This is a genomic window from Evtepia sp., from assembly GCF_056797215.1.
Genome location: NZ_JBQILM010000001.1, coordinates 65,231 through 79,051, shown reverse-complemented (window position 1 = coordinate 79,051; position 13,821 = coordinate 65,231). Strand labels below are relative to the sequence as shown.

22 protein-coding genes are annotated in these 13,821 nt (G+C 56.9%); 2 read left to right on the top strand and 20 right to left on the bottom strand.

Translation table 11 applies throughout. The features are described from left to right. Window positions 1-175: 175 nt before the first annotated feature. The 17 genes from ACTOZL_RS00440 to ACTOZL_RS00360 all read right to left on the bottom strand — a co-directional run bounded on the left by ACTOZL_RS00440 (window position 176) and on the right by ACTOZL_RS00360 (window position 11,421). Window positions 176-616 carry a hypothetical protein gene (locus ACTOZL_RS00440; protein WP_482476066.1) on the bottom strand — a complete coding sequence of 147 codons (441 nt, stop codon included), beginning with the start codon at window positions 614-616 and terminating at the stop codon, window positions 176-178. Further along, entirely contained in the window at window positions 617-1,072 is a 456-nt protein-coding gene (locus tag ACTOZL_RS00435; protein ID WP_482476065.1) for an XF1762 family protein, read from the bottom strand. Then, a complete protein-coding gene (locus ACTOZL_RS00430; RefSeq protein ID WP_482476063.1) occupies window positions 1,069-1,311 on the bottom strand; it encodes a hypothetical protein in 243 nt (80 codons plus the stop codon). Before ACTOZL_RS00430 ends, ACTOZL_RS00435 begins: the two co-directional genes overlap by 4 nt. Next, window positions 1,304-1,510 carry a hypothetical protein gene (locus ACTOZL_RS00425; protein ID WP_482476062.1) on the bottom strand — a complete coding sequence of 69 codons (207 nt, stop codon included), beginning with the start codon at window positions 1,508-1,510 and terminating at the stop codon, window positions 1,304-1,306. The genes ACTOZL_RS00430 and ACTOZL_RS00425 overlap by 8 nt, the downstream gene beginning before the upstream one ends. Beyond that, on the bottom strand, window positions 1,507-1,662 hold the full coding sequence (locus ACTOZL_RS00420; RefSeq protein ID WP_482476061.1) for a hypothetical protein: 156 nt from the start codon (window positions 1,660-1,662) through the stop codon (window positions 1,507-1,509). Before ACTOZL_RS00420 ends, ACTOZL_RS00425 begins: the two co-directional genes overlap by 4 nt. Further along, entirely contained in the window at window positions 1,656-2,186 is a 531-nt protein-coding gene (locus tag ACTOZL_RS00415) for a RusA family crossover junction endodeoxyribonuclease (RefSeq protein ID WP_482476060.1), read from the bottom strand. The genes ACTOZL_RS00420 and ACTOZL_RS00415 overlap by 7 nt, the downstream gene beginning before the upstream one ends. Next, the gene (locus ACTOZL_RS00410) at window positions 2,176-2,367 is read right to left on the bottom strand and encodes a hypothetical protein (protein ID WP_482476059.1); all 192 of its coding nucleotides are present in this window, start codon (window positions 2,365-2,367) and stop codon (window positions 2,176-2,178) included. The genes ACTOZL_RS00415 and ACTOZL_RS00410 overlap by 11 nt, the downstream gene beginning before the upstream one ends. Before the next feature lie 292 nt (window positions 2,368-2,659). Continuing rightward, window positions 2,660-4,876, bottom strand: a complete 2,217-nt coding sequence (locus tag ACTOZL_RS00405; RefSeq protein WP_482476058.1) for an AAA family ATPase — start codon at window positions 4,874-4,876, stop codon at window positions 2,660-2,662. After that, window positions 4,873-6,465: a DEAD/DEAH box helicase gene (locus tag ACTOZL_RS00400; protein ID WP_482476057.1), complete on the bottom strand. Its 1,593-nt coding sequence runs from the start codon at window positions 6,463-6,465 to the stop codon at window positions 4,873-4,875. Before ACTOZL_RS00400 ends, ACTOZL_RS00405 begins: the two co-directional genes overlap by 4 nt. Continuing rightward, entirely contained in the window at window positions 6,466-6,969 is a 504-nt protein-coding gene (locus tag ACTOZL_RS00395; RefSeq protein ID WP_482476056.1) for a DUF669 domain-containing protein, read from the bottom strand. A 21-nt stretch (window positions 6,970-6,990) separates the two neighbouring features. After that, window positions 6,991-8,124 (bottom strand): ATP-binding protein, encoded by a 1,134-nt coding sequence (locus ACTOZL_RS00390; protein WP_482476055.1) that lies wholly within the window; start codon window positions 8,122-8,124, stop codon window positions 6,991-6,993. After that, on the bottom strand, window positions 8,124-9,398 hold the full coding sequence (locus tag ACTOZL_RS00385; protein ID WP_482476054.1) for an AAA family ATPase: 1,275 nt from the start codon (window positions 9,396-9,398) through the stop codon (window positions 8,124-8,126). Before ACTOZL_RS00385 ends, ACTOZL_RS00390 begins: the two co-directional genes overlap by 1 nt. A 227-nt stretch (window positions 9,399-9,625) precedes the next feature. After that, complete coding sequence (locus ACTOZL_RS00380; protein ID WP_482476053.1) at window positions 9,626-9,868, bottom strand: hypothetical protein; 243 nt, start codon at window positions 9,866-9,868, stop codon at window positions 9,626-9,628. Window positions 9,869-9,882: 14 nt separating this feature from the next. Next, a complete protein-coding gene (locus tag ACTOZL_RS00375; RefSeq protein ID WP_482476052.1) occupies window positions 9,883-10,782 on the bottom strand; it encodes an N-6 DNA methylase in 900 nt (299 codons plus the stop codon). A 3-nt stretch (window positions 10,783-10,785) separates the two neighbouring features. Then, entirely contained in the window at window positions 10,786-10,944 is a 159-nt protein-coding gene (locus ACTOZL_RS00370) for a hypothetical protein (protein ID WP_482476051.1), read from the bottom strand. 11 nt (window positions 10,945-10,955) lie between these two features. Beyond that, window positions 10,956-11,219, bottom strand: a complete 264-nt coding sequence (locus ACTOZL_RS00365) for a hypothetical protein (protein WP_482476050.1) — start codon at window positions 11,217-11,219, stop codon at window positions 10,956-10,958. Continuing rightward, a complete protein-coding gene (locus ACTOZL_RS00360; RefSeq protein WP_482476049.1) occupies window positions 11,212-11,421 on the bottom strand; it encodes a hypothetical protein in 210 nt (69 codons plus the stop codon). The genes ACTOZL_RS00365 and ACTOZL_RS00360 overlap by 8 nt, the downstream gene beginning before the upstream one ends. Window positions 11,422-11,640: 219 nt before the next feature. Here ACTOZL_RS00360 and ACTOZL_RS00355 point away from each other — a divergent pair, with 219 nt between their 5' ends. Then, entirely contained in the window at window positions 11,641-12,015 is a 375-nt protein-coding gene (locus tag ACTOZL_RS00355; protein WP_482476048.1) for a hypothetical protein, read from the top strand. A gap of 2 nt (window positions 12,016-12,017) precedes the next feature. Beyond that, window positions 12,018-12,392, top strand: a complete 375-nt coding sequence (locus tag ACTOZL_RS00350; protein ID WP_482476047.1) for a hypothetical protein — start codon at window positions 12,018-12,020, stop codon at window positions 12,390-12,392. Here ACTOZL_RS00350 and ACTOZL_RS00345 read toward each other — a convergent pair. From ACTOZL_RS00345 to ACTOZL_RS00335, 3 genes are read right to left on the bottom strand one after another with little or no spacing between them, the layout of a single operon-like run. Beyond that, the gene (locus tag ACTOZL_RS00345) at window positions 12,389-12,604 is read right to left on the bottom strand and encodes a hypothetical protein (RefSeq protein ID WP_482476046.1); all 216 of its coding nucleotides are present in this window, start codon (window positions 12,602-12,604) and stop codon (window positions 12,389-12,391) included. The genes ACTOZL_RS00350 and ACTOZL_RS00345 overlap by 4 nt on opposite strands. 43 nt (window positions 12,605-12,647) lie before the next feature. After that, a complete protein-coding gene (locus ACTOZL_RS00340; protein WP_482476045.1) occupies window positions 12,648-13,040 on the bottom strand; it encodes a hypothetical protein in 393 nt (130 codons plus the stop codon). Then, the gene (locus tag ACTOZL_RS00335; RefSeq protein WP_482476044.1) at window positions 13,027-13,773 is read right to left on the bottom strand and encodes a hypothetical protein; all 747 of its coding nucleotides are present in this window, start codon (window positions 13,771-13,773) and stop codon (window positions 13,027-13,029) included. The genes ACTOZL_RS00340 and ACTOZL_RS00335 overlap by 14 nt, the downstream gene beginning before the upstream one ends. Window positions 13,774-13,821: the final 48 nt, after the last annotated feature.

Here is a 13,821-nt window from a genome sequence, read left to right as displayed (position 1 = left end):
CGCCAGCCCGGACCATGCCCCGCGCAAAGGAGAAACGCAGGGCCGAAGCCTCCTTCCCATGAAAATGGCGACCCTCTGGCATGAGGGCCGCCTGGCTCGTTAGAATTTTAGATGATAGTATTATATCACAGATTTTCGGAAAAAGTGTCCGGTTTTTTTCCGGACTTTTTACTCCTTACTCCGTCTCTGTAGCCCCGTATAAAGCCAGGGTAAAATGACGAAGCGCTTTGTCGCGGCGATCATAGACTGTGCTTCTCTCTAGGTGCAGCTCTTCGCATAAGCCAGCAACACCACTCTGGGTCCGATGGATGTACAAGCGATCCAAGACTAGCCGCTCCTCATCGGTCAGCACCCCGAAAGCCCGATTGACCATCTCCACCCATAGCCGGGATTCCTCCAGCCTCCGGGACAGCTCTTCCCGATGGACGATGTTGGACAGCAGCGCATCCTCCCTTGTACTGCCGCCTCCGCTGACCGGGGTGCTGTCGCTGGTGGCGCTGCGGATACCGGCGTATGCCGATTCCAGGCGCTTGATCTCCTGGGGGATGCTGTTCAGGGCTTCCCGGTGGGCGGTGTAGTTGCGCAGCTTGTCCGCTGCTTCACGTTTCCAGTTCATTTACGTCTCCCCCTCCTCCAACTTCTCAAATCGGATTTTAAACTGCGCTGGATACAGATCAACCTCTGGGCGGCGCTTTCCCGTCCACCTCAGTCCACCAGCTTTCCCTACGCACTTCCAGCCCGCCGCTTTTAGGCTTGTTCCCGGTTCCGTGTCCAATATGTAGGTTACAAGTCGCTTATAGCCCATAGCGCGAGCCGCCCTCCACGCAGCAGCATACAACATTGAACAAGCGTTTTGGCTTCCGTCTGTGCAAAGTCTGTTGACCTCTAGCGTCCACCCGTCGTCCAAGTGTCTGGAAACCGGACGCCCAACAATGGCGACGCCCACAATCTTCTCCCCGTCCGAAAGTCCGATCGAAAACTTGTGCCCCACCGTTGGCCCGTGGTGCCGGTGGTTTTGCTCAACAAAGGCGTTCGCCTCCTTCAAGGTCATTGGGCAAATTTTCAGGCTCATGTCTCCCCCTCCTCCGGCTTGCGGCGGTATGCTTGCCAGCCGTCATACCCTGCCGGTCCTTCACCATTCGTGACGTATACCGGTTCCCCTTCCATCTCCCGCAGCTCGTCTAAGGTCAGCGGGTCATTGGGCGATGTAAGCTCCTGCACCCGATTTTCCAATTCCTCCAACCAGGTCAGAATGTATAGGCTCATGGGCTCGTTACTGCGCCGCAGCAGGTCTTTGACCGTTTCATTCATTTTGGGGTATGTTTTCATTTCGCTTGCCTCCCTTCTTCTTTTTCTTCTTCTCCATCCTCACCAAATCACGAACGAGTAGTATATCCTCCTTTGTCAGCAGATCGGAAAGCTCCATCAGCTCAATGGCCTTAACCGCCCACAGGAGCACCCGATCCCCGGACTTCATGTCGGTGTAGACAGATTTCTCAAATTCCGTCATGAGCAGCCTCCAATCCGCATCTGCTCCGGCGCGCTCTCCCGAGCCTCCACCAAGCGCACATCGCCCCACTGCTCCAGCAGCATTGCCAGAGCCTCCTTCACGCCCGGCAGCGCGCCTTCTGGGGCCTCCACGCGAAATATCAGGATCAGCATCCCGGCCCCCTTCCCCAGTGCGGACAGCTGCCCTCTGGGTCCACAAAATCTGCCCTGTGCTCACTGTCCCCGTTGAAGCATAGCCCTTGAAACGATTCATACCAGCCGCAGTTCCCGCAATCCTTGGCTTCCAGCTCCACGACCCGGATATAGATGCCAGGAACCGCCGCCCAAAACTTCTCGTTGATCTCTGACGCCACCTGGGCGTCGTCCTTCCAGAAGCCCACCTTCGTCATGCAGTCCTTCAGGAGCTTGATGAGGTTGTCCGTGTCGGGCTTGGAGGTCTTGTATTCACCGTCCTGGTGGTCCCCCTGGATGGGGAAGCACCATTTCACAATCAGCTGCACCGGTCCCCGTAGACGGCGGCTGGGCTGATGCTGGCCCAAGTGGGCGGTCAGCTTGGCCCGGGCCGCCTTCACCTCTGCCGGATCATAGAGCACCGGCTTCCCTTTCACCACCGCCGCCTTCTTCTCCTGGTGGGTGGCTGTGGGCGGGATCATCGGAAGGAAAAATTCAATCTTCATAATCGACGCCTCTCCATGTACGGGTCTTTTCGTCGTAAACGATAAGGCCGTTGTCCACTGCTGAATTGAAAACCATTTTCTCAATCACTTCCCTTCTTGCCAGCCAACGCCTGGCTTTTTCAAGTTTCAAGGGCGGCATTTTCTTCGCCATATCTTTGGGTGCCATTTTCATCGTCTTCATGTTCTTCACCTCACTAAAGTCTTTCATGCTCGAAATCATTTTTGTCAACGGTCAGGGGGAAGGAGTCGTCGTGCGTAGCTTTCGCACGACTACTTCCCCCCGTTGACCGCAGGGAAAGGAATCTTTTACCCCCTTTAGGGGGTACTTTTTCTTCCCTCGGGAAAATAACGTGTTTTTATGTTTTTTTCTCCCTTGGGGAGGGAAGGAAAATTGCGTTATTTTCCCTGCGGAAGAGAAGGAAAACCCTGTATTTTTCCCCGGGAGGGCAAGGGAAATTTCTCGTTATTTTCCCTCACTTCCGCCCCACATCTCCGCCGTCGATCCAGAAGCCGCCGTGCTCTTTCAAGCGGTTGCGAACAGTCTTGTCCGTCACGCCCATGTACTCTGCCATCGCGGCCACCGTCACCTTCTCGCCAAAGCTGCACGCCTCAAAGGCCGTCTCAATAGACGCCTTCCGTTCCTTCGCCTTGACTTCCTTGGGCTTCCGGCTCTTCATCGCCTTCTGCCAGGGGGAGGCCTCCCCCTCCGGGTCGATATCCGCCAGTACGCCGCTCTCATCCCCCCGGTGGACCGGGAAGTCAAACCAGAGATTCACCGGCGGGAATTTGGGGAACTCTCGCAGGGTGCCGTCGATGCGCCACGCGGTCCGGCCCTCTGCCGCCCGCCTGGCCTCCTCTGCGGCAGGGAGCAGGGCCTGATACCCCTGCGCTCCCAGCACCGCCTCACAGGCCGCCAGGGCGGCGTTCTCGCTGCATAGGTCGTCCTGGCTGACCTCGGCCAGCTTCCCGGCCTTTTCCAGCACAGCGGCGCAGGCGCGGCCTATAGCATTGTTGACCTCCTGGCGGCGCAAATCCTCGCTGACTGGCAGTTCGATGAGGTCCAGCAGCGCGTCCGGGTCCCGGGCGAACACCCCGGAACCGGAGGCCCGGTCCATGGACCGCTTGCCCCCCTGGCTGCCCTTGGAATGATGGTGACAGTAGATCACCGCACAGCCCAGCTCCGTACAGACTTTATCAAATTGGTTGCAGAACTTTGCCATCTGGTCGGCGCTGTTCTCGTCGCCGGTGATAACTTTATAGATGGGGTCAATCACAATAGCGATGTAGTTCTTCTTCGCCGCCCGGCGAATCAGCTTGGGCGCCAGCTTGTCCATGGGGATGGAACGGCCCCGGAGGTTCCAGATGTCTATGTTCCCCAGACGCTGTGCTTCCCACCCCAGGGCCTCGTATACGTCCCGGAAGCGGTGCAGGCAGGAGGCCCGGTCCAGCTCCAAGTTGACGTACAGCACCCGCCCCTGGGCGCAGGAAAATCCTAACCAGGGGCGTCCCTCGGCGATGGAACAGCATAGCTCAATGAGGGAAAAGGATTTGCCCGCCTTCGACGGCCCTGCCAGGAGCATCTTGTGTCCCTGGCGCAGGACGCCCTCGATCAGCGGCGGGGCCAGCTGGGGCAGGTTGTCCCAGGCGTCGGCCATGTTCTCCGGGTCCGGCAGATCATCACTGACGCTCTCGATCCACTCCCGCCACGCCGCCCAGGATTCCTTTCCCAGGTTGGTATCCACTAAAAATTGCTTGCGCCCCTTCCGCTTGGCCCCTGGCAGGCGGGAGAGCCGGGAGGGATTGCGGTTCTGTTTATCCACCGCCAAGCCGTTCTTCTCGCAGACGTTGTAGAGATAGTCCACCCGTGTACGGTACTCCTCATAAGAGGCGGCGTCGATGCGGACGATAGCGTGCAAGCTCTTCCCCCCGGAGTAGACCAGACAGGCCACCGGCAGCTCCAACTCCCGGATGATGGCATTCTGTTCTCCCAGGTCCATACTGTCGGATTCGATCAGCGCAAAGTGGAAGGCGGTAACGTTGTCATTTTTCACGCCCTTGCCGTCCAGGGGATTGAAGCGTATCCAGGCCCCTGTGCCGGGATCATAGTCCCCCAGCACCGCCCCCAGGTCGTCCCCGCACCTTTGCAGCGCTTCAATCAGTTGGCCCGCTGTGCGGTCATAGTTCCCCTTGGTGGGCTTGCGCTCCCCGTCCTCTGCCTCGAAAGTCTCCGTCACATAGCCCACATAATCCTCCGGGGAAAAGAGGGTATTCAGGTATTGGACCAGCTCTTGGGCGGGGTGCCAGGCATCATCCGGGGGCTCTTGGATTTCCTTGGCTTCCAGCCATGCCTTGTCCACCACCACCTCATCCTCTCTGGGCTTGATCTCGTCATCCCAGCCCAGTTCATGGCCCTGGGAGGGGGCAGGCCGCCAGCCCATGTCCATGGCCAGTTTGACCACCGTGCCGCCGGTGATCAGGTCCTGGGTGAGCCCGGAGAAGGATTCCCACTTGCGCAGGCACTCGCCCTCGTGATACCTTCGTCCGTCCCGGCGGCTCCAACGCTCCCAGGCGGAGGCGGGATACCCCGCCTCCTTCAGACCCATACCGACGCTGAGCCATTCCTGATATGTAAGAGCCGCCGGGTCGATGTGTTCTATCGCTTCCAGCAGGTCCAGACCGTTTTCTTTCATCGCACCTCTCCCCTATACTCGGTGGGGACCACACCCTGGGGGATGCGCCACTTGTTGGCGGCGATGCGGTCAATCATGTGTTTGGCCTCCTGGAAGGACCACTGGCCCACATGGAGGAAGCCTTTATTCTCCAGGAAACGAATCTGCTTCGGGGTAGTTAGGCCCTCTACCCGCCGCTTCGCCAGGCGATCCAGCAGCAGGGTCGCCTTTCCGGCGTTCTCGATCTCATCCGGCAGGATGCCGAAGCGCTCCAAACTCTGCCGCTGCTTCTCGCTGGGCGGCCCCATCTCCCAGCCGAAGGAGGGAACATAGCCGGACAGGTCCTGGGCCTGGATGCTCATCTCGAATTGCAGGGGGTCCACCAGCTTTCGCCTCCGGGAACGCATTTCCGCCAACTGCTTCGCCAGGGATTCCTCCCGCTGGGCCACCACTTCCTCGCTGGCCTTCTGCTCCGCCTCTTGAATGTCCACGGGGCAGCCTGCCTCTTCGATATTCGCGGTCATTTTCCGGGCCACCTCGTCGCTCTCGCAGATCAGGTTGGCGGGATGGCAAAGCTCATGGCGCTCTGTGTGCCAGAGGAAGTCCAGCAGCAACAGATCCTCCTTGCCTGTCTCCGGGGAGAGGCGGGTCCCCCGCCCCACCATCTGGCTGTAGAGACTGCGCACTTTGGTTGGCCGAAGGACCACCACGCAGTCCACTGATGGGCAGTCCCAGCCTTCCGTGAGCAGCATGGAGTTGCACAGGACGTTGTATCTGCCCTGGTCGAAGTCCCGGAGCACTTCGGCCCGGTCCTGGCTGCCACCGTTGACCTCCGCCGCCTGAAAGCCCTGGGCGTTGAGGATGTCCCGGAACTTTTGCGAGGTCCGCACCAAAGGCAGGAACACCACCGTCTTGCGATCCTGGCAATAGCCCTGCATCTCCGCCGCGATCTGGTGGAGGTAGGGGTCCAGGGCGGTGTCGATGTCCGAATTTTTGAAATCCCCCGCCTGAACCCCCACGCCGGAAAGGTCCAGTTTCAAGGGGATGGTAACGGCCTTGATGGGGCAGAGGTAGCCGTCCTTGATGGCCCTGGGCAGGGTATACTCGTAGGCTAGATGGTCGAAGTATTGGCCCAGGTTGCGCATATCTCCCCGGTCCGGGGTGGCCGTGACCCCCAGGACCTGGGCGCCTCCGAAGTGGTCTAGGACCCGCTGGTACCCGTCGGAAAGGACATGATGGGCCTCGTCCACCACGATCACGTCAAAGTAGTCCGGGGCGAATTGGGACAGCCGCTTCTCCCGCATCAGGGTCTGGACGGAGCCTACTGTCACTCGATACCAGCTCCCCAGACAAGTCTGCTCTGCCTTTTCCGTGGCACAGCGCAGGCCGGTAGCTTGCAGGAGCTTGTCCGCCGCCTGGTCCAACAGCTCCCCCCGGTGGGCCAGGATCAGGCAGCGGCTGCCTGTGCGAACCATGTCCTCTATAATTTTGCTGAACACGATGGTTTTGCCGCAGCCGGTAGGCAAAACCAACAATGTTTTGAGAAAACCGGAGGCCCAGTCGCTTTTCACGGCGGCGCGGGCCTCCTGCTGATAGGGCCGCAGCTCCATTCAGAACTGGCCGGGGGTGTAGCCCCCCGGTGCGCTGGATGCCCCAGGCGTGGGGGGCTCCGGCGGCTGCACCGGACGCTCCTGGGGGTCGTAAAATTCTGCGATCTCGTTGCCTTCCCGCTCTTTGCCACTGCGATCCTTCCACGGGCGCGTTTCCACCCGGCAGGTGCCGCTGGCGCCGGGGACGGCATTCCAATTCATCCGCATGGCTTCGCCATGCTGACGCTGGCCGATGGCCTTGAAGAATTGGCACAGCTTCCACTCATATCTGCTGTGAAGGAACAGGTTCGTTTTGAGGGTCCCTTTGGCCTCGGCGTTGGACAGACTGAGGGTCAGCACTGCCTTGTTGCAGGCGGGCATTTTATCCGTAGCGTTCTGCCGCGCCCGCTCGAACTTTTCCACATAGAAGGTATAGTCACCCTCCGGGAGGACTTGAAACGGATTGCCGTCATTTTGTATCTCGTCGTCCCAACCAAATTCACGTTCGGTGGTATATTCACTCATAGATGCACGCTCCTTTCTAGCTTAAAACGGTAAGGGCTGATTGGCCTGAATCCAACCGTAGACCTGCTTCCACGCGCCGACCAGGACCCCATTGATAAAGTCGGCCGGCAGGTTTTCCAGCGGGGTCTCTTCGGGAAAGTAGCCACGGGCAGCGAAGGCGGCTTGGACCTGGAAGTCCTCAACACCGTTGGCCTTCATCAGGTCCCGGAGTGCTGCCAAGGCAGCTTGATTGTCCGGCCGCTCCGGGGGCTGAGCCGGAGACGGGGCGGGAGATTCCTGGGCCGGAGGCTGCGGTGCAGACGGCTGCGGATCAGCCGCTGCCGTAGAGCTGGGAGCCGCAGTAGGTACATCTGTCGGCACAGAGGCAGGCGGGGGCGTAGGCGGGGCAGGAGGTGTCGGTGCGGGAGGCGGCGGGTTGGGGGCGTTTGGGGCTTCGATGTACCTTGCCAGGGCTTCCCATTCCAAAGGCAGCTCCTCCGGCATCCCCAGGCGGTTCTTGGCGTCCCAGCAGGGGTGATGGGAGGTATACATCACTCGGCTTCCGCCCTGGGCCTTATGCTTTTTCCCTTTGTCGTCTACCGCTACCACCAGCGTCTTGTAGTTGGCAAAGAGCAGAACGTCCGCCCATTCCTTCACCATGTTGGCAATGCTGCACTTCGGGCTGTCGATCAGCTTCAGCCCCCAACAGTCATAGGTGCCAAACTCATCCGGCTGCTCCCGCCGCTTGGTTGCGGCATGGGCGGTAAGTACCACATGAATGCCGCGCTCCGTAACATCTGCCAATAGATTCAGCAGCTCCCCAAAGCCCTCATAAACGAACGTATACCCTTTCCCGTAATCGAATGACTCGATGCCCCTTTTCTGGTGTTGGTCGCAAATCGCCTTGATACAGAGCTTTTCTGCCCAGTCGGCAGTATCGACCACCAGCGTTTTGCAGATATCCGGGCTGTTAAGCACATATCGCACTTCCTGCAAAAGCATTTCCCAGGAGGTAGGCTTATCGAAACGGGCGACATCCAATTCCTTTGTGCCGTTCTCCGTGTCGATAAACAGCGGGGCGGGGAATTGGGCGGCAAGGGTGCTCTTTCCAATCCCTTCCGGCCCATAGAGGACACACTTTTTCGCCCCCGGGATTTTCCCGCGCGTAATCTTCATTAAAATTCACCTGCTTTCCATGTTGTGGGGGCGGGGTCCGCTGGCGGAGCCGCCTCCCCCTTGATGTGGCCGTCCTCAATGATGATGGAGCATTCCCCGCCGGTAGAGACGCGGGTGGCGATGCCTTGCAGACCCTCCGCCTCCATCCAGGCCCCGAAGTCCCGGAGGGTGTCCAGGTCCATCTGCTCCAACTTATCCAAGAGGACAAAGCCGCACTCTGGCTTCAGCGCCCGGACGATGGCCGTGGAAACTTTTAGTTGGTCACTGCCGCTCATACAGTCCCAGGGCTTGCCCTGGTAGGTCAGCTCTCCCTCCTCCACTGAGAGGCCGGGAAGGGGAAGCTGGGCGGCGCCCAGCAGATCCGACTTTTCCTTGCGTGCCGCTTCCAGCAGGGCGGTGAGACCGTCGTATTGGTCCCGGTAGTCTTTGGCTTCCTGCTCCGCTCGGGCCTTATCCAGATTGACGCGGATTTTGGCGTTTTGCTCGTCGATCTCCCGGATACTGGCTTCCAGCTCTTCCGTGGACTCGTCCACCAGGTCCAAGGCGGATTTTTGGGCGATGTCGCAATCCTGGCAGACGGTCTTATACTGCTCCTCCAGCAAGGCCAGCTCTTTCCCAAGACGGTCCCGCTGGGCATTCAGCAGGGCCGCCTTCTCTCGCTTGCGCTGGTTCTCCCCGTTCCGGGCCAGGATGTCCTGCTGCGCCTGGATGAGGTCATAGGCGGAGATCAGCTCCGAAGGGAGGCCGGGATAGTCTGGCAGCTCCTTGGCGTATTTTTCCTTCTGGTCCGCGATCTGGCCGATGGCTCGACGCTGGTTATATAGGTCCTTCTCTGTGCGTTCCAGGGTTGTCACGTCCGCCTCCAGGCCGATGACGCGCAGGAGGGTGGAGGCTTTTTCCTTACTAGACGCCTGCATGAACTTTGGCATATCCAGGGCCAGCTGTTCCACGAAGGAGTCCAGCAGGGCCTGTCCCGCCTTTTTCCCGGAGGCATCGGTTACTTTTAGGGTGCTGTTTTTCCCGGTGCGCTCCACGATGATACCGTTGGACAATTCCAAGCGCATCCGGGGCGGCAGGACGGAACCGTCCCGCTGGGCAGCGGCAGGTCGATAGTGTTCCCCGCCTAGGGCCCACATGATGGCATCCAGGCCAGAGGTCTTGCCCTGGTTGTTGTTCCCGCCGATGATGGTGAGGCCGTTTTGGGCGGGGGTGAGGTGGAGGGCCTTGATGCGCTTGACGTTCTCGGCCTCAAATTGGGTGATTTTGACGGACATGGTGTGTCATCCTTTCTCTTGTGCTCCCGGCGGGGACGTGTTACAATAGGCTTGTCCCTTTGGGATTGGTTTTGGCTTCATCCGCAGGCGCTTTGGTCGGTTGGCTGCGGATGGGGCCTTTTCTTTTGTCTCGCACTGGGGGCAAATGTAGATTTTTCCGTTGGGGTCCAGAACACTGACATTCCAGGTCAGACGGCACTTGCGGCAGATGCGGTAAACCGGGCCGCTCATCTTGCTATCCCCAGGGCAATCAGCACCGCGGTCAAGGCCAGAAAGGCCAGCAGTATGACACAGGCGCTGCCAGTGGTAAGGCCGTCGGGCGTGGGTGCCCCTTCCGGCGGCTGGGTGGGGACGGGGAATGATACCACGTTGTTCTGGATGCGGCGGGGACGCTGGGTCTTCCACTGGTGGACCAGGTTGACATAGAGTTCCTGATCTAGGTCTTGCTTGCGTTTCTCGATGGGGTTCATTTGGGCAACTCCTTTCAAAATAGCGTTAGTTGTCCCCCGACCCCTTCATTCAACGGTAGGGGGTCCGGCTTGGGAACTTGCGCGGATTTTAACGGTGTGGGGGTGACCTCCGGCTCGGGTTGCTCCGGTTCCGGCGGGGATTCCATAATTCCTAAGCGCCCCAACGCCAACCGCATTCGCTCCCATTGGATACGTCCAGCCCACACTTCATCGTAAAGTGCTGGCATAGGCCATACTTCCTGCCCTGACATAGGAGAGATTAGTAGGGGCGATCCCACCGGCCCTGCCACTGGATTCAAAAGAGAATCGCCTACAACCACGTACCCAGCACATCCCAAAAGTGACAGCTGTATGTAGCACATCAGGGCTGCCGTTCGGTCAACGTCCTGGGCCACATAGAGCGCGGTCCGGGGGCCAAGTTTCTGGCGGACCATCGTGTTCCGGGCAGCAATCAGCAACGCTCCCGCACCGCAACACGGGTCATGGATACCAACCCACCCCTTTTTCTCGATGCGGGCCTCCAAGTCTGTGACCGTGATTTCAGCCATCATTTTGCAGACGTTGTAAGGGGTGAAGAATTGCCCTTTCCAGTGGTTGCCGAGATTCAGGCCCATAAATATTTCCCCCAAAAAGTCTTGCTCCGGGTTTGCTTCCAGGGCCTCTATCATCAATGCGAACAGTTCCGGGAATACCTTTTGCTCTGTCTCTTTGTATTGCTTGATGGTCTGAAGGTATTGGCGCTCCCGTGCCTCATGGGTGGAACTATCTTGGTCTAAGGCGTTGGAAATGACGGTCGCGGACATCAGTACAAAGTCGGCCCAGACTTGCCAACTGCTGTGCGTGTTGCATAGCTTGGAGAACAGCTTAGAAAATTCAGTCTGGCTTTCTTTGAGAAAGCGTACTGCGCGTGCCATGGACTACGGCAGCTCCGGGTAAGCCAGCTTACACAGCTGGACAAACTCCGGGAAGTCAATGTTCTCGTCCTGCTCTGCGCGCGAGAGGATGTGTTCGCGGGTTTTGGGGCCGACGCCCTCCAGCGCCTCGCGGTAATCCTCAAACGTGAATACTTTTTTCATTGAGTGTCTCCTTATGGGTCGATACGCCGGATACCACCTACAGTGCAGGGTTCCGGCTCTTGCTTACGGGTCCCCATGTGCAGCAGCTCCAACACATCATCCAGGTTGACCAGGGCTTTGTTCCCGGCCCAGACCACGGGGAAATCTCCAGATTTGATGCGCTGCCGTACCCAGTATTCCGAGACGTCGGTTTCCGGGTCCAGGGCCCGGAGCTCCGCCACAATCTTGGCGGCGGTACGCATACGGGGTATGGGCCTGCTGGCGCGTTCAGTCATCGTCCATCACCTCTTTCCCTTTGAAATATTCGCAGGTGTCGTAGGGCATCCGGGTCTTGAGCCGGGGGTAGGTGCAGTGGCCGCACTGGACCTTGTCGTCCTTCGCGTTGTAGTGCTGGTGGTAGCGCTTGCAGTTGGTACACAGTTTAGCCTCCGGAGTCAGCTTAGTTTGATAAAGCTGCTTGCGTTCTTTTACGGTCATAGTTGATTTCCTCCTTGCGCAGCCTGCAGGAGGATGGTATACTGTCCTCATGCGGGCCTGTTGGTCGCTTCAATAGGTCTGCTAGCCTCGTCAGGTGATTGTCCCTCACCTGGCGGGGCGCTTTTGGTTTGTTGGGTATGTCAAAACAATAAACTTGGTTGACTTGGTGAATAAAATCTCTTATAATTTATAGAGATACATGAACAAGGGGATGGCGTAATGGCGGTCCTACAAACAGTATTGACCTTTGCATTGGCAGTTTTTCCATGGCTTTTCCCCGCATGGGGGCTAAGCGAAAAAATCATCTTTACATTAGCTGTAGCTTTCGTTTCCTGTGTAATATACTGTATAAGTCTTGCATTGAAATTGAGAAGCTTGCGAAAAAAACATGGTGCATTAGAGCAAAATCGAAATGCACTAGCTGCTCAATTCGATGCGAAGAAAGATTTAATTCTCCGATATAGACGTGCATTTTATAATATAAATCTCTGTGTACTCCTTGCGTGCCAAGATACGGAAGCAGCTAAAGTGAAGACCATATTCGAAATCGTTCAATCTGCACAAAATCAAATAAATGATGATGGAGGTATATAGTTATGAGCAAGCCTTATAGGATTGTGAAAATTATCAGCGAATATAAAGTTGTGGTGAATGCCGGTTCTAATGATTCCATTTGCGAGGGGCAAGCCCTAGAGGTATATACCCCTGGGAAGGAAATTATAGATCCCGAAACAAACGAAAGTCTTGGAGTTCTGGATTACGTCAAGGCAAAGCTATATGTTCGAGATGTATTTCCCAAAATGTGCATCTGTGCAAATCAGGAAACTGAAGTAGTCAACCCGCTTAAAGCGTTTTCATTTCAATTTGAAAAGGTCCTTCCTCTCAATGTCGATGCAAAGGATATTTCTGGAGGTTTTGAGGGTATGAGTAAAAAAATTCATGTTGGCGATTTTGTCCGTATCCCAAGTTAATCCAGCAAAGAATTCAAGTTATCCAGCTTGTCCTCTGCAACCTTTCTGACAACAAGCAGACTGTGACTGATGGAGGCTTTTGCGCTCACATCTGTAAGCTCTATCTGAATTTTCCTGATTTCCTGTTTTACCTCTTTCAGCAGGTCCATAATTTCCTGAGTCTCAAGTTCAACAGGATATGTATTGGGCTTTTGTGGTTTACTGAATAACAAATTTATTCCTCCTTTCCTACCGCCCCTCCTGGGGCGGTTTTCGCTATTGCATCATCTCAAACACGCTGAGCTGACCGGCCAGTTCTTGCTTCCGGTGTAGGGCTTTGCGCTGAGAACGGGTCAGTCCGTCAATCTGCCTGGAAAGCTGGCTCTCCACCGCAGCAACCTTGGGATAAGACTTGCAAGTTTCGATGTTCACAATGATGTCACGGCTTTGGATCAGAAATGCCGTCCTGACCCCGGATTCGTCCCGCATACTGCGGATAATACTTCCCGCAATCCGGTTAAGAGCCTGCTCTTGCAACGCCAGCGGGTCAAAGGAACAGTGGGGGCGAATCAGGTCAAGAAGTTCAGACTTAGTCCACTCACCCTGGTCATGGAGCTGCTGTTTGATGGCCGCTCTAGCCTCTCTGCTGATGATTTCATTTCTTGCCATATCGGTGTGCCTCTTTTCTAAGTAACCTTTGAAGCCCCTGCAGCTTCTCAATCGCCTCTTCCAATGTGTCCAAGTCGTGAGAGAACAGATCTTTCAAGTCGTGCGTTGCCCGCGTAAGCGCGGAAACCACCTCCTCATTGGATTCTGGGAGCTTCAGTGGGCTGTAAATTGCTGTGTGGAATTCCTTGATGATTTTGTAGTCCTCGTCAATCTGTGCCATGTCAGACTGGCATTTGCCCTCACGGTAAACATCCAAGTCGATTACACCGTCCCTGCGCTCCTTGATACGCCGAAGCACTTCGCCCTGGGTGGCTTCTGTCTGCCCAGCCTGGGACTCGGCTATAACTTCCTCCACAATGTCCGGGTGGGACGCCATTTGCTCCATGCGGCCTACTTGTGAGGTAGAAAAACCCAGGTCTTTTATTGCTTGAGCTTTAGGTTTTGCTTCTTCCCTCTTACGGGAAAAAGCACTTGAATATTGATTCCCGCTTCCCTTCGGCATCTCCCGCGTAATCTCCCCCATTCTCTGATAAGCCAGCAGGATGACCTCTTGGAGGCGCCGCTGTTCCTCCATCTTCTGCATATAGACTTCCTGCGCCAGGTTCAGCTTCTGAATGGCCCGAATCTCCGCCTTGACTGCCTTTACCTTCTCTTGCGCCACAATCATGAACTTTGCTAGATCATCGGGCTGAGCGGGGAGGTCACTGCTTTGGTACGTTACTAGGTCGTTCATACTTGATTCCTTTCTTCGCGGTTGGCATCTGGTAACTCTAGTTTCAAC